This is a genomic window from Pedobacter sp. HMWF019 (assembly GCF_003061025.1).
Lineage (GTDB): Bacteria > Bacteroidota > Bacteroidia > Sphingobacteriales > Sphingobacteriaceae > Pedobacter.
This window is the reverse complement of the sequence record NZ_QAIL01000554.1, coordinates 11,720-33,651: the sequence shown is the minus strand read 5'-3', so window position 1 is coordinate 33,651 and position 21,932 is coordinate 11,720. Positions and strand designations below refer to the sequence as shown.

General features: G+C 40.1%; 15 protein-coding genes. 3 read left to right on the top strand and 12 right to left on the bottom strand.

Annotation, left to right across the window (positions count from 1 at the left end; genetic code table 11):
• Positions 1 to 165 precede the first annotated feature (165 nt).
• On the top strand, positions 166 to 2,568 hold the full coding sequence (locus tag DBR11_RS27165; protein ID WP_108555683.1) for a TonB-dependent receptor: 2,403 nt from the start codon (positions 166 to 168) through the stop codon (positions 2,566 to 2,568).
• A 40-nt stretch (positions 2,569 to 2,608) separates the two neighbouring features.
• Here the strand turns inward: DBR11_RS27165 and DBR11_RS27160 are convergent, their stop codons facing one another.
• Positions 2,609 to 3,382, bottom strand: coding sequence for a hypothetical protein (locus DBR11_RS27160; protein WP_108555682.1), 774 nt, complete (start codon positions 3,380 to 3,382; stop codon positions 2,609 to 2,611).
• A gap of 247 nt (positions 3,383 to 3,629) precedes the next feature.
• On the opposite strand from DBR11_RS27160, the gene DBR11_RS27155 reads away from it, so the two are divergent.
• Positions 3,630 to 6,728: a TonB-dependent receptor gene (locus tag DBR11_RS27155; RefSeq protein WP_108555681.1), complete on the top strand. Its 3,099-nt coding sequence runs from the start codon at positions 3,630 to 3,632 to the stop codon at positions 6,726 to 6,728.
• A gap of 9 nt (positions 6,729 to 6,737) precedes the next feature.
• Positions 6,738 to 8,285, top strand: coding sequence for a RagB/SusD family nutrient uptake outer membrane protein (locus DBR11_RS27150; protein WP_108555680.1), 1,548 nt, complete (start codon positions 6,738 to 6,740; stop codon positions 8,283 to 8,285).
• A 124-nt stretch (positions 8,286 to 8,409) separates the two neighbouring features.
• Here the strand turns inward: DBR11_RS27150 and DBR11_RS27145 are convergent, their stop codons facing one another.
• The 11 genes from DBR11_RS27145 to DBR11_RS27095 form a co-directional block, all read right to left on the bottom strand.
• Positions 8,410 to 9,096, bottom strand: coding sequence for a porin family protein (locus tag DBR11_RS27145; RefSeq protein WP_108555679.1), 687 nt, complete (start codon positions 9,094 to 9,096; stop codon positions 8,410 to 8,412).
• A 120-nt stretch (positions 9,097 to 9,216) separates the two neighbouring features.
• The gene (locus DBR11_RS27140; RefSeq protein WP_233260930.1) at positions 9,217 to 10,350 is read right to left on the bottom strand and encodes a TlpA disulfide reductase family protein; all 1,134 of its coding nucleotides are present in this window, start codon (positions 10,348 to 10,350) and stop codon (positions 9,217 to 9,219) included.
• Between the two features lie 12 nt (positions 10,351 to 10,362).
• On the bottom strand, positions 10,363 to 11,490 hold the full coding sequence (locus tag DBR11_RS27135) for a TlpA disulfide reductase family protein (RefSeq protein WP_108555678.1): 1,128 nt from the start codon (positions 11,488 to 11,490) through the stop codon (positions 10,363 to 10,365).
• A 40-nt stretch (positions 11,491 to 11,530) separates the two neighbouring features.
• A complete protein-coding gene (locus tag DBR11_RS27130) occupies positions 11,531 to 12,490 on the bottom strand; it encodes a discoidin domain-containing protein (RefSeq protein ID WP_108555677.1) in 960 nt (319 codons plus the stop codon).
• A gap of 16 nt (positions 12,491 to 12,506) precedes the next feature.
• On the bottom strand, positions 12,507 to 13,880 hold the full coding sequence (locus DBR11_RS27125) for a RagB/SusD family nutrient uptake outer membrane protein (RefSeq protein WP_108555676.1): 1,374 nt from the start codon (positions 13,878 to 13,880) through the stop codon (positions 12,507 to 12,509).
• 11 nt (positions 13,881 to 13,891) lie between these two features.
• Positions 13,892 to 17,416: a SusC/RagA family TonB-linked outer membrane protein gene (locus DBR11_RS27120; protein ID WP_233260929.1), complete on the bottom strand. Its 3,525-nt coding sequence runs from the start codon at positions 17,414 to 17,416 to the stop codon at positions 13,892 to 13,894.
• Between the two features lie 346 nt (positions 17,417 to 17,762).
• The gene (locus tag DBR11_RS27115; RefSeq protein WP_108555674.1) at positions 17,763 to 18,911 is read right to left on the bottom strand and encodes a FecR family protein; all 1,149 of its coding nucleotides are present in this window, start codon (positions 18,909 to 18,911) and stop codon (positions 17,763 to 17,765) included.
• Between the two features lie 77 nt (positions 18,912 to 18,988).
• Complete coding sequence (locus tag DBR11_RS27110) at positions 18,989 to 19,549, bottom strand: RNA polymerase sigma factor (protein WP_108555673.1); 561 nt, start codon at positions 19,547 to 19,549, stop codon at positions 18,989 to 18,991.
• A 178-nt stretch (positions 19,550 to 19,727) separates the two neighbouring features.
• Entirely contained in the window at positions 19,728 to 20,474 is a 747-nt protein-coding gene (locus DBR11_RS27105) for a metallophosphoesterase (RefSeq protein WP_108555672.1), read from the bottom strand.
• 59 nt (positions 20,475 to 20,533) lie between these two features.
• Positions 20,534 to 21,085 (bottom strand): GNAT family N-acetyltransferase, encoded by a 552-nt coding sequence (locus tag DBR11_RS27100; RefSeq protein ID WP_108555671.1) that lies wholly within the window; start codon positions 21,083 to 21,085, stop codon positions 20,534 to 20,536.
• Between the two features lie 24 nt (positions 21,086 to 21,109).
• On the bottom strand, positions 21,110 to 21,706 hold the full coding sequence (locus DBR11_RS27095; RefSeq protein ID WP_108555670.1) for a hypothetical protein: 597 nt from the start codon (positions 21,704 to 21,706) through the stop codon (positions 21,110 to 21,112).
• Positions 21,707 to 21,932: the final 226 nt, after the last annotated feature.

Below are 21,932 nucleotides of genomic sequence, written 5' to 3'. Positions count from 1 at the left end.
TATTTATACCTCTATACACAAACATCAAAATATATAGATATAAAAACATTATTGTTCTTAAAGAACTTTCTGCTTATCTTTTATTTAGAATTATTTTAAATAACTTGAAATTTCAAGATGCATCTATTACTTTTGCCTTATTAGTAATTAATCCAAATAACCAACATGTTTAAAAAACTACTCATACTAACAGCAGTGATGTTGTTTAGCAGCTTAATCACATTTGCGCAACAGCCGGCAATCATAAAAGGCAGCGTTAGAATATCCAATGGAAAAGCTGCACCTCAAATCTCTATTACACTAAAAGGCAAAAATATAGGCACCACAACGGATGAAAAGGGAGAATTTACCATTAAACATGTCAAATCAGGAACCTACATTATTAAAGCCTCAGCTGTGGGTATTCGATCCTCTGAAAAGAACATTCTGGTAAGCCCCGGAGAAACTAAAACTGTCGATTTCGTTCTAGCTGAAAATGATGAAGCTCTGCAAGAAGTGAAAATTGCAGCTATTAAAAATAAATACAAAGTCAGCTTGCCCTCGGCCACATTAAGACTAAATGAACCTTTACTGGAAGCCCCTCAAAATATTCAGATTGTTAGTGAACAAGTCCTCAAAGACCAGCAAATCACCAGTATGAGTGATGGAGTGATCAGAAATGTTAGTGGCGCCATACGCACCCAACATTGGGCAGACATGTACGCCAACATCAAAATGCGTGGTTCACAGATCCAGGCTTTTAGAAATGGCTTTAATGTAGTGAACTCATTCTGGGGGCCACTCACTGAGGATATGAGTTTTGTAGACCATATTGAATTTGTTAAAGGACCAGCAGGCTTTATGCTTGGCAGTGGAGACCCTAGTGGTTTATACAACGTCGTTACTAAAAAACCTACAGGAATCAATAAAGGAGAGGTTTCCTTTACAACAGGAAGTTATGGTCTTTATCGCACAACGGTAGATTTTGACCGAAAACTCACTGACGACGGCAAGCTGCTGTTCAGACTCAACGCAGCCGCACAGAATAAAAAATCACACCGTGACTTTGAGTACAACGATCGCTATAGCATCGCCCCTGTCCTCTCCTATCAAACTGGTAATACCAAAATAACGGCAGAGTATACTTTACAACAGGCAAAAACCAGTCAGGTAGGGTCTTCTTATGTTTTTGGCGTAAATGGCTATGGTACCTATCCTGTCGATTTTTCACAATCTGACCCTTTAATTCCACCTACTTATATCAATGATCAAAGTTTCACAGTTAATGTGCAACAAAAATTTGATGAACACTGGAAACTCACTGCCCAAGGTGCTTATTATAAATATAATATGTTGGGTAACAGCGCCTGGCCTTCTAAAGTAAATGCCGATGGCACGATGATCCGTAGAGTTGGAATATGGGATGCAAGTAGCAGTATGAAGCTCGCACAGGTATTTTTAAATGGAAATTTCAATACCGGTGGTATCCAGCACCGGATCCTTGCTGGTTTTGATGCAGGAGACAAAAAATATGAGGCGGACTGGAATGCAGGTGTTAATCTCGACACAGACGCCAATCCATTTGATAGTCAACATCCAGTTTATGGCACCAATCCTATAGCTTATTATGCTTTTGACACCAGAAGGTTGACTCCTTTAAAAGCGCGCGCCATTGAGGCTGGGGGATTGATCGGCTCTAAATACCATTCTTTTTATCTGCAAGAAGAATTGGGCTTCTTTAACAACAAATTGAGACTAACTCTTGCCGGCAGGTATACCAGTTTGAGTGAATATAGCTGGGGCGTAGATCCGGACGCACCAAATAAGGCCAGCCAGTTTACCCCAAGATTTGGACTAAGCTATTCAATTGATAACAATACCTCTTTATATGCTGTTTATGACAAAGCTTTTATTCCTCAAAGTGGTATACTTACTGGTGGAGGTAAGATCAAGCCAATTACAGGTGTCAATACAGAACTCGGCATCAAAAAAGACTGGTTTGACGGTCGGTTCAATACCACCTTATCAGTTTACCGCATCATAAAACAAAACGAGCTGACAGCCGATCCTACCGATACAACAAGAACACATAGCATTGTTTTAGGTGAAAAAAGAGTACAAGGCATTGAGTTAGACCTGAGAGGAGAAATTATCAAAGGACTTCAGCTCATTGCCAACTATGCTTATACTGATGGGAAAGTAACCAAAGTTACCCCAGGGGTGGACATTATTCAGGTCGGGGATGTTGTTCCAGGCTTCGCAAAACATACTGTTAACAGCTGGCTAACTTATACGCTTCAAAATGGCCCACTGAAAGGCGCAGGAATTTCAACTGGATTCTCATGGCAGATTGGCCGTGTACCGGGCAGCTGGAGCAGAACAGATGATAAGCCTTTGCCAGATTATTTCCGTTTGGACGGTGGAGTGTTCTGGGGATGTGGTAATATTAAAATCACAGGCAATGTATTTAACATCTTAAATAAATACCTGTATGATGGTGAAATCAATTATTTTGGTAATGTTACCGCCTATGCATGGCAAACAGAGCCCCTGCGAAATTATAGAGTAGGTATTGCTTACAAATTTTAAATATTTGAACCCTGGCCAGAGATGGCCAGGGTTCAAATATTTAAAGCGCCATAAATCCGTCCTTGAATTGATTTTCTCTCATCCCAACGTAAGAATAATGCCGGGGAAGAAACCAACCTAAATGACTCATAACATTTCTGAATATTTCCTCACTGCTAAAATCTGCCGGGGTTAAATTAAAAACCAGGTCCTGGGAAGTCTTCTCTCCCAGAGTTGTAGTCCTGGACATCAGCAATACTTTTGGCAATTTTACACCATTCGCAGATAAAAATTCACGTAGTATCGATCTTGTCATCTCAGGCAATATCAATTCAGAAGGTTGACCTATCAATACCTTTTCGTTTTCACGAATCGTCTCATCCTCCTTTGCACTTGAAAAAAGTGTAGGCTCCGTTGTATAAAACGCTCCTGTCAGATGTAAGTTTAGAATATCTCCATAAGATAAAACCCAATCCGGCTGACCAGCATCAGGATTTATAACAACTCCATATCCAGCTTTCAATAAAAAATCATCTTTCATTCGATCGATCACATAACACTGAAAACTTTGGTTCGGTTGAGGCATAAGCAACTGAAAGTAAGGAAAACCATCAGGGCCAGTAATCACCTGCGGATCACCACAACGAAAACTGGCCAATATTATACTTTCCAGGAAAGCTTGTTTCCATAATTCATCCCGGTTTTCCAAGGGTACAGAAATCAATTTAAAAATCAATTGTGTTTTATCTAGATTCCCCAGATAAGGTTCTTTTACCAGCTCTGACTCAGCAGGCTGAGCTGGTGTTTTTTTATTAAAGAGATTAAATATTCCCATAGGTGTAGCAGTCTAAATATTTACAAATCAAATTTAGGATTCAAAGCTTATAGTCAAAACCAAAGAGTATTTTATACTGAAATAAGCAAAATCACAATTAAAAATGGCAATCCCATGCCAAAATAGCACAATACTATACTCAACAACTTGATCATTTGATTTCAAATAATGGCCACATTGCAAACCTACTTTGCAGAATGGTTTATTTTTTCGCAAAGACCATATAACCATTTATAAATTTTAATGTATGAAAAAGGAATTTTCCACTAATTCTGTACCTGTTTTTCTAAAAAAACACGGTAGCAGGCTGTATGCGCTCGCAACCATTTTCCTCTTACTCATCTTTGGGCAACACGTACAGGCACAAAGTACCGTTACCATTTCAGGTGTAGTAAAAGAGAGCTCTGGGCAAAGCATTCCAGGAGTAGGTGTAAAGTTAAAAGGTACAGCAACCGGAACTGTTACAGATATTTCCGGAAAATATGTATTAAAAGTGCCAGGTCCAGGATCAGTACTTTTATTTTCTTCTATTGGCTATAACACTGTCGAAGAGATAGTAGGTAGCCGTCAAACCATCAACATTATTTTAAAAAGCGCACAAACAGACCTCGAAACCGTAGTTGTTGTAGGTTATGGAACGCAAAAGAAAGCCAATCTTACGGGAGCCATAGCCACTGTATCCGGAGCAGACCTCACCAAAAGAGTAGCTACCAACCCAACTCAGTTGCTACAAGGTAAACTACCGGGTTTATCCGTAACCCAAGCCTCAGGAGAAGCAGGAAATGAAGGAAATGTACTCAGAGTACGTGGAATGGGAACCTTTAGTAAGGCTGGAAATGAACCACTGGTCATTATAGACGGAATTCCTGGAAACCTGACTCAACTCAATGCAGAAAACATTGAAAGTGTAACAGTATTAAAGGATGCAGCCTCCGCCTCCATCTATGGCTCACGTGCAGCAAACGGAGTTATCCTTGTCACCACCAAACAAGGAAAGGCTGGTAAAATGCAAGTATCTTACAGTTATAACTTTGGACGTACCAAGGCCACAAGCCTGCCTGATCTGGTTTACAACTCAGCACAATACATGCAAATGTATAATCAGGCAGCAACAAATTCGGGTGCTCCAAACAAATTTTCCCAGGAACAAATTGATGCCTATGCAAACAGTACAGACAGAAACCTTTATCCAAATTACAATTGGCTAGATGCGGTAATAAAACCAGCAAATGTGCAAACCCATAATTTAAACCTGACGGGAGGAAGTGAAACCACAACCTATAATGTAGGCTTAGGTATCGTCGATCAGCCGGACATTATGCTCGGTTTCAAGTATAAGAAGTACAACCTGCAGCTCAATCTAAATAGTAAGATTAATGATCGCATCACTTTTGGAAGCAGCATTACCTTAAACTATGGTCAGCGTACCTACCCAAGACCAGGCAGTCAAGACATATTTCTATCGACCCTCTCACAATCTCCCCTATACGGACCAGTTTTACCCGACGGAAGCGGGCGATACACTGCAACTGCCTATTCTTTCCAATCCGCAAATAAAAATCCAATAGCAGTTGCAGAGAATGCCCTGGCTTCAAATACAGATTATTTTATGCAAGGAAATATATTTCTTGACGTTAAACTTTTGGAAGGTTTACAATGGAAAACCAGCGTAGGAACCAATTTCGACTTTCAAAAAACATATGATTATAAACCAGTTATAGGACAATACCTTTGGTTTGCAGGTCCCAACGATCAACCTTTCCGTACCTTGGATGTAGGCGGACAGGGCTTACAGGTTACCGATAATAATTACATTTATCCAATTGGCTATACACAACTCACCTACTCTAAGAAAATTGGTGACCACGCTTTCAATATACTTGCAGGAACGCAGGCAGAATACTACAAAAACCAAAGCCTTTCCGCTTCCAGGGTTACCTATCCAAACAACTCTGTACCGGAAATTGACGCCGGAGGTACAGGCTCCCAGCTCAATAGCGGAACAGCTGCTGAATGGTCGATTAATTCTTATTATGGACGTCTGAATTATGATTATAAAGGAAAATATCTTTTAGAGGGAAACATCAGATATGATGGTTCATCGCGCTTTGCTCAGGGAAATAAATGGGGTTTATATCCTTCACTATCCCTAGGTTACCGAATCTCACAAGAAGATTTCTTTAAAAATATACTCCCAGTGATCTCAGATTTAAAAATCCGGGCCTCTAACGGAAAACTGGGCAATCAGAACATAGGTAATTATCCTTATCAGGATGTATATACAACAGGTTTTTCTTACCCATTTGGAGCCAATCTTGGTGATGGAGTTCGTAAAACTGGTCTCGTTGACCAAAGTATCAGATGGGAAAGCACCAAAATTTTCGATCTCGGACTAGACATCTCCTTTTTTAAAAATAAGTTGAGCCTAACCGCAGACTACTATAATAAAATCACCACTGACATTCTAGACCAGGGCCCCTTGCCAATCTATGTCGGCTATGACCCTCCCATTGTAAACAATGGAACAGTAAGGAACCGGGGTATGGAACTATCCCTCTCTTATAAAGACAAAATAGGAGAAGTAGGATATTCCTTTACAGCAAATATCCAGGCCAACAGAAATAAATTACTCAAATACAGTGCGACCAAAATTAATGCAACAACAATAGATAAAGTAGGTTTACCTTTTGACAGTTACTATGTCTATGAATTTGAAAAAATCTTTCAATCCACCGATGAAATTGCCGCTTCACCAAAGCAGCCTTACAATCCGGTTCCGGGAACATTTAAATTTAAAGACTTAAATGGAGATAATAAAATTGATGAAAACGACAGAACCGTTGTTTCCGGAGCCTTTCCAAATTACGACTATTCATTAAATGCCAATTTCGAGTATAAAAATTTCGATCTTTCTATCTTCCTGTATGGCTCACAGGGTCAAAAACAATACGTAAACGGATGGGGTTTCCAGCCCTTCAACCAGGGTTCCGTCCCAACAACAGATTGGCTTAATGCCTGGACTCCAAGCAATCCAAGCACCACAATGCCATTAATATATATGACGGGTACAGGAACGGTTAGTCAAAATATTAGTACAACCTCAACCTACTATTTAAAAGATGCCTCTTTTTTAAGAATCAAAAATATACAATTAGGCTATAACCTCCCCGAAAAACTAGTTAAATCAATAAAAATGAGCGCTTTGAGGGTTTATTTTGCCGGAGAAAACCTTTTTACTTTCACCAAATTCCCTGGACTGGACCCGGAACGCATAGCAACCAACACGCGCTATGTAACTCACCCTCAAAACAAGACATTTAACTTCGGCGTTAGAGCCACCTTTTAATTAAAGACTATGAAAAAGCTATTTTTATTTATCATAACCCTATCTGGACTAGGTATTTTTAGTTCATGTAAAAAGGACTTTCTTCAAAAAGATCCCCTGGCACAATTGTCACAAAATACTTTTTGGAAAACACAGAGCGATGCAGATCTGGCCCTGGCAGGCTGTTATAATTTCCTATGCCGGGGCAACAATGCAGTAAGTGTAAGTAATGCAGGCGCCGGTTTTGGTGGCGGGTATATGTTTTGGGAAACCTTGACTGATAACGGCTATACAATTTCCAGTGGAGGCAATTTTTCTATGGTTTCGACTGGTAATATTGAAGCAACCATGACGGGGATTATTTCAGATGCCTACAAATATAGTTATCAGGCTATCGCAACATGCAACCTTTTTCTAGTTCGCATCGGCGATATTCCGCTATCGCAAAGCTTGAGAAACCAGTACATAGGAGAAGTGAAGTTCATCAGAGCATATCATTATTTTCTTTTGTCTCAATTGTACGGAGATTGTGTCCTTACCTTAAAACCATTAAGTTTTGATCAGGCTAGTATAACTATTCCACGTTCACCAAAAAGTCTGGTTGTAGATTCCATTCTTGCCGATCTTGATTATGCGGCAGCCAATTTACCCAACACAAATTATAACGGGCACGCGGTAAGAGGCACAGCATTAGCCTACAAAGCGAAAGTACTGTTAGCCAACGGTCAATACCAAAAAGCAGCTGATGCCGCTAAACTGGTGATGACAGAAAACAAATTCAAACTTGCAGATGCCTACAGCAGTCTGTTTTTAAAACCTGGTCAGAATAACAATCCAGAAATCATGTTTTCAGCACGTTATTCGCCTCCAAGTTTTTACAGCCCTCAGGACTGGTTATTTTCCTATCTCAACAATGTAAATGTACTCAAATACCTTGTAGATGATTATGAGTGCACGGATGGCTTACCAATCCAGTCTTCACCATTGTTTAACAGTACAACTCCTTACGCTAATAGAGACCCCAGACTAAAAATGAGCATCATCGTTCCTGGCGACTGGCGAGGCACAACTGCCGCCACAGCTTTTGACCCTAAGGCCGCAGCAGTACCCAGTGGTTTTCTGCCGCGCAAAGGGATCGATCCGAGCCGTTTTCCAACTACTTATGCTACACAAAGTGATCAGGATTGGGTACTGATGCGTTATGCAGATGTATTGCTCATGTATGCCGAAGCCCAAAATGAAGTTGCAGGTCCAGATGGGACAGTTTACGCCGCAATAAATGCAGTAAGAACCAGACCAGACGTTAATATGCCTCAGATTCCTTTAGGCCTGTCTGCAACAGATATGCGCACCAGGATCCGTCACGAAAGAAGAATTGAATTTGCAATGGAAGGACAACGCTTTTTTGATCTCAAAAGATGGCGGTTTGATCGTACCATCATTCCAACCATTAAGGATCCGAACAATGCTTACCGGTCGTTCCCGCTCAGAGATACCATCTGGCCAATACCACAAACAGAAATTGAAATTGCCAAAAGTGTCGGTAATACAGGCTTTAAACAAAATCCAGGCTATTAATCAACAGAAAATTCCATATTATCTTTTTCACATTTTAGTAGACCACAATTAATCTTAAATCAAAAAGCCCTGGCGAAATTCGAATACCTCAAATTGCCAGGACTTTTTAGTTTAAACAGAAATTTTAAAGATAAAATACGATACCCAGTCTGGGAGCTAAAGTAGACAAGCCAAAACTGAATGAATTTGAAGTCGTTTTTTCGTCTGTTCGTTTATTTTTAAGTTGACGATGAGCGTAATCAAGTCCATTAGATGAAAGCTCAAGGCTTATCCTTTTTGAAGGAAAAAACGCCAGTCCAGGCTGGATACTCACCCCATAGGAAGTCGTTTTATATTCCTGATAATTACCTGGATTTGCTGCACCAGATTGCTTCTGTGTTCCAGAACTTATCGGAACCGAGACTTGTCCGAAAAATTTAAAGTTATCTGCCAGACCAACATAATAGCGTGCGAAAGGATTCAGAAAGAACAGATCCGACTTACTTTCCCCGCTATAAAATAACGGCGAAGGAATTTGTAAATCATTATAATAGACAGTTCCATTCAAATTAGATTTGATATGGGAGTAGCCTATTCCCATACCAATTGCAAAATTATCCCGGATAAAATAGCCTGCATTAACCGCAACAGAGTAAGAAATTGTCTTTACGCTATCTTCCCCGATAAGTTGTTCTATCTGAGCATTTCTGGAGCTTGATTTACTGTTAGAATACCCAATATTTCCACCAATAAGCAATTTACCCTTTTCAGTTTGGGCATTTACAGTCCATACAGACGCACAGAGTGCAGCGAGCGTTAATAATTTTTTCATAATTTTATTTCATTTGTGTATCGCAATAATAACGATAAAACACGAATTAAAAACAAGCCAATACAAATATGGCTGGTTATAGCAATTACAACCAGCCACAACAGCAAACAATTAGTGACTTTACTTAATAAAGGAAGAGATTTTTTCGTTCACATCTTCGCCCCGCAAATTCTTCGCTATGATCACCCCTTCAGGATTGATCAGGAAATTCTGTGGAATGGCTGAAATACCGTATTTAACAGCAAGATCGCTCTTAAAGCCTTTCAGGTCACTTACCTGTATCCAGGGCATGCCGTCTTGCTTTACTGCGTTTAACCATGCCGCTTTGGTATCATCCAGGGAAACACCCACCACTTCAAAATTTTTATCTTTCAACTGATTGTAAGCTTTCAACAGGTGCGGGTTCTCTGCACGACATGGTCCACACCAACTTGCCCAGAAATCAACCAATACGTATTTGCCTTTTAAAGAAGACAGCTTAAATTCATTGCCTTTATCATCCGTTTGAGTAAAGTCTACAGTTTTTCCAAGAGCAATCTGCTTAGCCTTATCGTATTTAGCTGTCAACTTTTGCCCAGTAAAGCTACTCAATACTCTTTTGCTCAGCGGCTTGTAATAAGTTTCAAAAACTTTAGGATCAATTACAGCAGTCTTTTCTGTAGCGATCAGATCCAAGGCTACATAAGAATCCGGGTGACTAAATAGAAAAGAATCCAATGCAGCTTCAATTTTGGCGTGTACTGGCCTTGCCTCCGCCTGAATCTTTTTGATCGCTACCGTATCTTTCACTTTTGCATAATAAACTTTGCTAAATCGCTGGGTAATCTCTCTAAACTGAGTCAACAGCGCTTGTGATTTTGAGGTCCACAACAGAAAATCATTTTGCGCTTGTGTTCCCGTTATACTGGCTTTAGCCACGCTATCTGTACCCGCTACGGTATAATTACCTTTTTCCAGATAAAATTCCTGGTAATCAGATTGACCACCACGCCGTGTAGTATCCCTTTTTACCGGCATGAGTGTCAGATACGCTTTATTACCAAAAGCTGTAGTACCCTTGATCAAGAATTTACCGTTTTTAACCAGGGTACTGTCTTTGGCGTCTTTACCTTCGCTGTTCGTATAGTTCAGCATTACCATCTTATCCTTACCTGCTTTAGAAAGCTGGCCCGATATTTCAAACTTATCCTGAGCCATACAAAAACTTGCAGGCAACAATAAAAAGGCTCCAATAATTATTTTGAGGTTCATCATATTTACTTTATGTTATTTAATCAATTTGGATAATTTTGCTGGGAGGTCTTCACCGCGAAGATTCGTAGCGATGATCACACCTTCCGGACTGATCAACAGGTTTTGCGGTATCGCTTTAATGTCTAGCATTGCTGCCAATCCATCTCTTACTTTCATCCCTTTTAAGTCAGAGACCTGCAACCAAGGGAGTTTATCTTGTTTTATAGCATTTTCCCAGGCAGCTTTACTTTCATCAAAGGATACGCTTACAATTTCAAGATTTCTGTCCTTGAGTTGCTCATAGGCTTTTAACACATTTGGGTTTTCCGCACGACACCAATAACACCAGCTGGCCCAAAAATCCAAAAACACATATTTACCACGCAATGATCTTATGTGAAATGGTTTGCCGTTAATATCAGTCTGTGAAAAATCGATGATTTTTACACCCACCGCACGCTTTTCATTTGCTAAAATTCTATCTATAGCTAGTTTTCCCAATGATGACGACTGAAGCTGGGGAGAAAATTTATAAAACAAAGGCTTTACCTCTGCAGAGTCAAAGTGACTACCAAGGATAGAGGTGTTAAACGTGTACAAACCCATGAATGAATTCGGGTGTGATTCAACAAACTTCAATTGGATGTTTTTGATCTGTTTGACATAGCTGTTTATGCTGTCTTGCGCTTCTTTACGCTGCTCCAGGGTTTTTCCCTCTACTACCCCATGGTCTTTTGTAAATTCCCGCTGGATTTTCATAATCCTTTTCGTAAAAGGCGTAATTAACGCCGACAGCTCCCGGTCTTCGCGATCTGACACCGAACCGGCAACGGTAGCCGTTTTAATAGAATCTTTCCCTGTTAACGTAATCTTAGAGTTTTCCAGATAGAAACTTAAATTATCCGTTTGCTTACCAGATTCAGGTGATCTTTTGACCGCAATAATTGCGCTTTGAGGCTGGTCTACTTTCCCGGTAAACTGAAATTGTCCATTCTTAATAACCACAGAATCAGTCTCCTTAAATTGATCACCCTGTAAAGTAACCAGGTAAGCTTTGGCCTGGCCTTTAACTGCGGGCAATTTTCCTGAAATGGTATAGCTCTTTTGAGCCGCTGCCAATAAGGGCAGCAGCGACAAAAATAAAAATATTGATTTCTTCATTTGTATGTTTTTTTTTTTAGAATAGTTAACCTATTAGGGATTAGTTTCTCATTACAATTTCGCCCACAAAACCTACACTGTAACCAGAATACGGAGCAGCAGCCAAAATGGTGAAGCGCAGATATCTGGCGGTGGTTAATGAAGGCAGATTTAAAGTTTGCTTTCGCTCTGTATTTCTAATATCCACCGCATAAGTCCCCTTATCTGCCCAGGTGATGTTATCCGAGCTTGTTTCCAACTTAACAGAAGTGGTATTGCCCCCTAAGGTTGCGTAATTTACAGCCGTTGGAAAAAAGTAGTCCAATCCAGAAAATTTAATTTCCCTTCCAAAATCAATACTCAGCCATTGGGGCAATGATTGTGTAATATTACTTAGCCAATAGGTCCCCAGATTATTTCCGTCCACCGCTCTGCTGGCCACATTGGCTCCATTTGTGGAAGATGCAGTAGCTATAAGGGTGTATCCAGTATGGTCTACATACACTGCGTCACCTGTATTAAACACATAATAAACTACCCTGCGTGTCTTAGGATCCTGTACTTGTCCATCAACAGAGGCAATAGCCAGCGGAAGAACGTAGGCAGTATGCGCTTTTAATGCGGTCTGAAAACTAAGGTTCAGCACTGCTGCTTCCGAAATGTTGGTTCCAGCCGGGATGGCTACCGTAGATTTGTAAAAAAGGTAGCTCGACGTAGGAAGTAACCGCGCACTGCTTCCGTACTTTGTTCTGTATTCCGCAATTTTATTGGTATCTGTTGTGAAAGTCACATAATGCACATCTGAAGAAGCGGCGCCTTCCAACACAGCTTTCATCTCTGTACTAACTAACGTTGTAGTCTTAATGTCTAATGCGCTTGCTACTACATCTGTTGATGCCGGCAGATTAAAGGTTACACGTCCTTCTGCAAGAGCTTCGTGACCAGATTTGTCTTTTTTACAAGCCATGAACAATAGCACTACGGTGCATATTGCCAGTAAATTCAACTTATATGTCTTCATCTTTTGAACTTTATATTTATGGGTTCTGTATCATATCTGGATTAAAGGCCATCACCTGGATGGGTATCTGCAACGTATATCTGACACTGTGTGGTTCTAATGTGGCAATCACTGTATTCTGCGCATTCGTGCGAGTTACCGCTGGCATCCTGTTCTCCACATCCAACCTTCGCATATCAAACCAGCGTAGGCCATGGAAAGGTAATTCCCGTCTTCTTTCTGCCAGCACCTCATTCAAAACCACATCCTGAATGGTCGAACTAAAATCTCTGCTGGCAACTGGCGTACCTGTATACCTATTCCTGCGCACCTCATTCAGATGGGCAAGTGCTATAGTCAGATTATTGCTTCTTGCAGCACCTTCGGCTGCAATTAACTGCATCTCTTGCACACTCGTACCCGAATTGGTCCAGGAAAAGGCCGGTGTAACGTTAGCCGCGTAAAATAGGGTTGCTCCCCTTACCGTACTAGTGAAACTGGTATACAAGACAGTTCTTCTGGCATCATTGCTGGCGAAAGTACTTTTTAATTCAGCAGATATCGGCAATGCCAGGGCAAGAGACGACCTCCCGTAAATCACATCCGGATGTGACACCACATTAGTTGTGGTTGGGAAAGTTGCAGAATTGGTATAATCAATCATCACAGCTTTGGTATTGGCCAAGGCCAGCTCAGCATATCGTTGTGCTTCGGAATATTCCCTTCTGTACAGGTAAACACGTGCCAGCACGCTGTATGCTGCAGCCTTTGAGCCTCGAAACCTAGCATTGCTGTTATCTTCCGGAAGGTTGGGGATCGCCCCATTGATGTCATCAATGATATGTTTGTAAATTTCAGCCGTCGTACTTCTAGCCGGCGTTTTTTGACTTACATCATCTGATGTGATATAAGGCACAGCCAGGTCTGTTGCAGCAGTTGCTGCATCATATGGCTTGGCATATTCATTCACCAGGTAGAAATAAGAATGTGCACGACCTAATAAGGCCTCGGCCTTCAAACTGCTTTTCTGTGACGCAGTGCCACCCCCCGCTGCATCAATACCCGATAATACCGTATTAAACAGGCTAATACGCTTATAGTGTTCACCCCATAAATAGGTCATTGTGCTTACATCAGTAGTAAACTGCGGTGCCCAGGTATAAATGAGTTCCACGAGGGTGGTTGGTGGGGTATTGACGTTCTGCATATCATAATTGTCCGTCATGTAATTCATAATATTATCAGCCGCCGTTTCACTAATAAGCATACTGCTATTTAACCACAAATCGAAGTCATTAGTCGTTTTCAGCAATTGCTTGCCCTTTGGTTCAATATCCAGATATTTGTCACAACCGCTGAAAGCCAGGCAGCAAAGCAGCAATTGAATGGCTATATATTTAAATTTTTTCATTGGTATAAATTTTAAAAATTAGTGAATAAACCCAATGTATAAGTCGGGGTTACATACGGTTTCGCGTAGTTTCCTGTAGCCATACTAAAATTATAGCGATTAAAGCCTACAGTATACAGATTTGAAGCCTGAGCCTTGATCTCGAAGTTCTTAAAGCCAGCCTTTTTTATAAAATTCAGGTCGTTTAAACGATACGAAACCGTTACATCACCAAGTGTTATATAATCACCATCAACCACATAATTGCTGTTGTAATGGTAAGCCCATGACGGATTTGGGGCATTCAGGTCAACCAGGTTTGGAATATCGGTGTTCAACTCATCTCCCGCAGCCCTCCAATAATTATTAGCTCCTACCAACGGTCTGTTATCTGCTGGTGTAGGCCTTGGCACCCGTACCTTAAAACCACCATAATAGTTAACCATTGCGAAGAAGTAAAAATTGCCTACATCGACGCGGTTACTTAATCCTGCACTAATCGTTGGAAGAGTACTTCCCGAATACTGTACAAGTCCTGAATCTTTACTGGACATCGCAGTAACTAGGGGTTGCCCTGTGGTACTGGTATTTACCACGTATTCCACCCCATTCTGATCCACAATAATTGGATGGCCTTGATTATTAAGTCCCTTGGTATTGTAAGAAAACATCGAACCTACCGGATAACCGCTTACATAGCCCAGTAAATCAAGAGTTGGTGGATCATACCGCCCCGTTCTGTAAACATCCAGCACCTTGCTGTTATTTTTAGCAATCACGAGCCCCGTATTCCAGTTAAAGTTTTTAGTAGATATCCAATCTGCTTTCAGGCTAAACTCCAAACCATTATTTCTGATGGTTGCATAATTAATCAGAGCAGAGGCTGCGCCAAGAGTTGGGTCGATGGTAGAATTACCCATCACATCGGTTGTTTTTTTCGTATAATAATCAAGGCTACCAGTGATATTTTTGAAAATACTAAAATCCAGTCCCATGTTAAAATTTTCTGTCTGCTCCCATCGAAGACCGCTATTGGCATTTGAGGCTAAAATGAGCGAGGTAAGGGTAGGCGTATTGGAAGTATTAAGCGCAGCCTGGGCAATTACCTGCGGAAGCGAAAGTTTGGCCACATTTCCGTTAAATCCAAAGGCACTGCGCAACTTCAACTGGTGAAGCCAGTTCAAATTGCTCATAAAGTCTTCCTTTTGAATGTTCCAGGCAGCGCCTAAAGACCATAGTGGTTTGTACTTATATTTTGGATCGCTACCAAAAAGGTTCGACTGGTCAACGCGGATACTTCCTGACAAAGAATAAGTATCCTTAAAGGAATACACAACATTAGAAAAAGCCGATACAAATCGGTCTTCACTATAGGTCTGGTTAAAGAAATTAGTTAAAGATCCAAGATTATTTGAGGTAACAAGCGTTCCCTTAACTGCCGCCAAACCATTAAATATAGACGCGTAGTCTACAGGTTGCTGCAGCAAACTCTGGTCGTTATAACCAAAATAAGAGGCTAAATTACCTTTGTCTAAAATGCTCCGTATTTCAGCACCCGCAATGGCATTAAAAGAATGATTACCAATTTTCTTATTATAGTTCAATTGCGTACGCGCGGTATAACCGGTTGAGCTGGTATTCTGCTGGCGAAGAAAATCTCCATCAGGAATATTCCTTTTAAATGTTCCCCCCGCAGTCACTGTATAATTATTTACCCAGGCATTCACTTCCGAAGACCCTTGACCGGCCAAATGCCTGATCTCTGAACGGGTCGTCTCGTAAACCCCGCCAAACAAAAGGTTAAAGCCCTTTCCGATATCGTAGTTAAAATTGGCAATCGTCTTGTTATTCACCGTCCGCGTTTTGTTGCTTACTAAATTTGCTTCAATCAGCGGGTAATAGTTCTGATCTAACAAGCCCTGCGACATGATGAAACTGTTATAAACTGGTGCATAGCTTTGTGAAATGATAGCAGCAGGATTGCCGTTTACGTCTTGATAATGCTCATAGCCTGCATAGTCAGAAGCCCTGGGTACTGGCGCACCGTTAATGCGCTTCTCCTGATACTCTGTTGTCAGTTCTAAACTTAGTCGTTTCGCCAGTTTTAGTGTGGTTCGACCAGTTAATAAAAATCTGTTATTGTCATTCAGGATCGCATTATCGAGGTTACCAGTATAATTGGCCGTGATGTAGTACAGCGCATTAGGCACACCACCTGAAACGTTCAAGGTATGCGTTTGCGTAACTGCCGTCCTTTGGAATAAGCGATTGTAGTCCTTAAGATTATCATAATTAGCCAGTTCTGCAAAAGAACTTTCGGCTTGCACAGGCGAAATGATACCGGCGGTAAGCTGAGACTGGATAAAGAAAGGAAGCGAACGTCGTACGTTGCCTACACCCGGGGTAAACAAGCTTGCCCAGGTAGACTGGTTGATATTCAGACTTTGCCTTTCCCGTAGGTAACTGGCATTGATGGCCGATGCATTTGGATCCCAGCGGTAGCGGCTGTAATTTTCCTCTGGTGTCAGACCCAACGTAGTCCTGAAACTGAACTGTGCAGCTCCCGGATTAGCCTGTTTTCTCTCGATGATAATTACCCCATTTGAGGCCCTTACCCCGTATACCGTAGCAGATGCTGCATCTTTAAGGATCGTCACCGACTTAATCTCATTTGGATCAATCATATCCAGCGTCAGCTCAGTTGGATAGCCATCAACTACAATTAACGGATTTTGGTTGGCCGACATGGTGGAAATACCACGGATGTTGAACAAAGGCCTTGATGACTGATTACCGTTGGGGTCCGTGCTGTTAAATAATACCGTATTGTTAATCATCAGTCCCGGTAAGCGGTTTACCAGTCCATCCAGAAAATTAGTACTAACCCTGGATTCATACTCCTTGGTGCCGATCTGTGAAACTGCACCTGTACTTTGTTCAGGCTTAATACGCTGGTAGCCGGTATTCACCGTTACCCCAACTTCCTGAAGATTTCCCACGGCAATATCCATCCTGATGATTCCAACATCTTTTGAGGACATTACCTCTTTCGTCTTATACCCGGTATAAGTGACCACCAATATCGCATCCTTCTCCACATTTTGCAGTAAGAACGACCCATCCGCCGCCGTTCTTACGCCCTGTTTTCGTCCTTTAATCATTACATTAGCACCTGACAGCGGCTCGCCCGTTGCAGCATCCACAACCTTACCAGAAGCATCAATATTTATAAAAACAGCACGCAAATTATCTATAAAAGAAGGCCTGACTGGCTCAATGACAATGAATTTATCTTTCACAGAATAATTGAGATCCAGATCCTTGAACAGTACCCTGAGCGCTTCTTCCAGTCCAACATTCTTTACATTTATGGTTACCTTTTTTGCATCTCTCACCTCTTTAGAGTTAAAGACAAAATCGTAACCAGTTTGCAACCGAATTTTATTAAAAATATTTCCCAGAGAAACATCCGTTTCATTAAGTGTTACTTTTTGCGCGTACCCGGCAGCGGCTGCCTGAATCAACAGAGTAGTCATCAGTACTATGATTAACTTCATAATCAATAGAATTTTGTAGGGTAGCCATTTATATGGCTTACCACGGTTTAAAGCATAGTTTTCCATACTTCGTCGTTGGTTTGTATCAAACACAGGAAGGTCGACGACAGACCGCCATTATTGCTTTCTTGTGCAATAATGCCTAAGTTTGAATTGGTTTGAGTTGATAATTGACTATTAGCACATAATTGTTTTTCCTGATCTTTGTCAGGATGGTTGCTCAAACTTTTGCCGGAAAGTGTTAGTAGCACTTTTCGGCTTCATTTAAAGGCCCATTTTTTCTCCTGATCTTAATTACGTAGAATTTCTTTCATAATTTGGTTCTTTGTTTAGTGATTGATATGATTTATTTAGTTACGGTTACTATTCTTCCTTCTATTTTAAACTTCACACTTCCTGTAGTTTGCATACGCTCCAATACGCTTGATATATTCCTTGTTCTCGATACAGCGCCACTAAAAAACTCATGCCTTGGAGCATCGGCAGCATAAACAACGGTAATATCATACCAGCGGGATAATTCACGCATAATACTTTCCAAAGTTTTATCCTGGAATACCGTACTTCCATTTTTCCAGGCCACAACTTCCTCTACATCAACTTTATCAATCCGAATACCCCCATCATTTATCGCCTGTTCACCCGGTTTCAAAATACGTGAAGACGATAATAAAGCATTGTTAGTACCAGAAACTGCAACCCGCACACTACCTTCCAATAAGGTAGTTTTCGTAGCTGCTTCATCCCCATAGCTGTTGATATTAAAATGCGTACCCAACACGGTTACTTCCTGCTTATCCGTAACGACAACAAACGGAATACGTTCTTTTATCGACTGATCACCTTTAACTTCTGAAAAATAGTTCTTCGCTACTTCAAAATACGCCTCCCCCTTTAACGATACTCTACGCTCCCTTCCAGAAAAACTTGAAGGGAAAGAAAGTTTTGAATCTGCATTCATCCAAACACGTGTACCATCCGAAAGCGTAATTTCATAAGCACCTCCACGGGGAGTAGTTGCAGTGAGAAGTTGAGGCCGTGTTCTTTCTGCAGTTATTTCCGTTCCATCATAATATTTCAAATCCTTACCAACTGTCACACCTTGCTGAGCATCACTTAGTTTTATGGTTTTCCCGTTAGCAAAAGTCAGTATGGCTCTATTTTTCCCCGGGGCAATGTCATTTTGATAAACAATCTCAACCTTAGGGTTTGACAACATATTCGAACTATAAAACCAAAGTCCAAAAACGACAGCTACTAAAGCGGCAGCCACTGAAGCAATTTTATAATAGCGAAGACGAATAATACGAATATGATCTATTCTACCGTTTATATTAGCCAGCATCCTGGTTTGCAGAACTCCAAAATCAGCAACCGGCAAACCTGGTTCCTGCAACGAATTACACCATGCATTGTATTGACCTAATTCATCATCACTCGCAATTCCACATGAAATACGCTCAATCAGCTCAAGCCTTTCTTTATCATTCATCATCCCTTATTCTTGTCCTTTAGTATATAGGGACATGAAGGCTATCTACCCCCCAAAAGAATTTATAAATTATTTTCTGATCAAACCAAAACCGACCAGAACGACATCTTACCAAGGCCAGATTTAAGTTTTTTCAATACAATTGTTATTTGATTTTCGACCGTCTTTTCTGATATACCGAGCCTGGCGGCGATTTCTTTATTAGAAAGATATTCATTACGGCTCAATTCAAAAATCAGCCTGGCCCTTTCAGGAAGTGAGATCACAAATTCCTGAATGGCGTGTTTAAGTTCTTTTATTTCTAAATTATCATCTACAAAAAACTCTTCCCGTAAAGGATTTAAAGCCAGGATTTCTGCCTTTCTTTTACTACTCTGAATTACCCTGGTTAATTTATACTTTACTGCAGAGATCAAATAGCTTCTTAATATATTTACATTAATTTTCTTTCCATTTTCCCACAACCAGACAAAAACATCCTGAACGGCATCTGTACATTCATCTTCATCCCTAAGTATATTTAAAGCATATTGATACAGATATTCTGCATAACGATAATAGATTTGATTAAAGGCCTCACGATCTCCCTGCTTTAACAAGGTAACTAATTCCTGATCTGTATGTTCTGTATAAGATGCCATTATATTCCTTTATGCTAAAATCTAATATTAATCATTCATCGTAATCATTGGTAGAAACAAAGGATATAGCGTCATTAAATTAAAAACAAACATATAGAATATTTCCCTAAACCTGAGATTTAGTAAATTCAAGAATTAATCGGTCTCCAGCAAGATGATCAATTATGCAGATACCAACTTATATTTCAATGATTAACTCCTTATTGTAGCCATTATACTTTTCATTTATATATCCATGTGGATTACAAATAATTTCAGTTTCACTAATATTATACCTCAATGGTGTATGAATATGGCCATGTATCCAATATAAAGGTTCATATTTCACAATAAGCCATTCAAGATCAGAAGCATACGCAGAACTCACCGGATCGTTTTTATATACTTCAGGTATTGACTTTATACTCGGTGCATGATGGGTGACGACGACATTCTTATAACCTACGGACTCTTCAAGACTTTGCTGCAGCCACAACTTTGAAAACTGATGAATTTTATAGGTATCTATAGTTCTCAGCTTAGAATAAGAAGAATCCCTACGGATCTGTTTGTAATCGTTCATCTTAGCTTGACAAATAATCCCATATTCAACCGGATTTCCAAATAAGGAAAAGTCCGTCCATAAGGTTGCGCCATGGAATCTTATTCCATTAAATTCAACCCTGTTATTTTCAAGAACAGTTACATTTGAATCTTTTGATGCCTCTATAATCTTATGAAGTATATTTGGGTACGTCCCCTTATAATACTCATGATTTCCCAGAATATAGATCACGGGCTTATTCAATATGTATTTTTTAGCCCATTCTATCCCCTTCGTTCCAAGATTAGTATCTCCGGCTAAAATAACCAGATCAGCATTTTCAAAGTTAAAATCTGAAACACCAAACTCCTGATGCAAGTCACTTATAATCTGTATTCTCATTTTTTAACTACTAAATTATCGTTAAAATACAAGAATAGAATATTAATTCTCAACACACCCTAATGCTTTCGAATTCTATACAAAACATGTTCCTTTAAAATATCTCCCGCATTTACTGCAGGGTGCATAAAATGCCCTAACTTATGCATTCCAATTTTTTCCATCACATTTTCAGAAGGCTTATTTAATACCGAAGTAAAAGAAACAATCTCATCTAAGTCCAATTCGTTAAATGCATAGTCCAGACATCTTTTCGCAGCTTCAGTGGCATAACCTTTATTCCAAAACTCCCTTCTCAATCGCCAGCCAATTTCTACACAAGGCATAAAGTCAGCTTCAAACTTCGGATTGTTTAAACCCACAAAACCAATAAACTGCCCACTTGCCAATTCATCCAGCGCGTAAAAACAATAACCATATTCTCTGAACTGCTCCTTAAATTTTCGCATAGATTGTTCAGACTCCTCAAGCGTCCGCACCGAAGGAAAGTAACGCATGACTTCACTATTCGCATTCATTTTAGCAAAAGGAATCAAATCAGCATCGGTCCATTCGCGGAAACCAAGACGTGCAGATTGAAAAAGATAATTGATAAAAGGTGTCTTTTTCATTATAAATTATCCCCTTTAATTAAGTTATTCCGATAGCCCCTTTTCTGAAAGAATGCGTCTTGACAAAGTGTACACCAAAATAGCATTCCAATCATCCATATAGTTATAACTCTTGTAAACCTTAGGGTCATTTTTAGAAAAAAGAGCATAATAGGTTCTATAAGCTTTAGTTCCCACATTTTCCCAAGAGATACGTTTACCTTTTATTACAATACCTTCTTTCTCAAATGCGGTTTCAAGCAATTCGAATTTACCCTCGCTATTAAGAACTTTTATTGCCCGATTTACAATATCGTTGTGATGCGTGTCCATAAAAGAATTGATGATTTGACAATATTTCTCATCTAGAGCTTGTTTCCCTATACCATAAAAAGAAGTCATTCTTATTTTTATATTTCGGCCATATGAACCTTGTATGTCTATGCAAAAGGTACGGCCAATGGTAAACATGTAACCCTTTAAAAATTTAATGCCGAATCTAATCGCTTCAACTTCTCCTTTATTAAATCTAGCAACAGTATCCGTGTCCCAATTGGTATCGTCAAATTCTATGAAATCAGAATTCAGCAGTAGCTTTCTTGACCTATCTAGAATATTTGGTTTTATATCAAGTTCTAACATGGAGCATTATTTACAAACGAATTTAGATTTAATTCTTTAAAAAACACAAAGATACTCACTAACCAGATTTCGCCATTCCTGTTCCAACGTCACATCCGGTTTTAAACGACCCGCCTTTCTATATCAATAATCCGCTTTCCATACATCTCCCTCTTTCCTGTGTAAATAAGCATGTATGTGAGCTGAAGCCAAATCACTGAGCTTGTCAATCAAATCATATGCTACT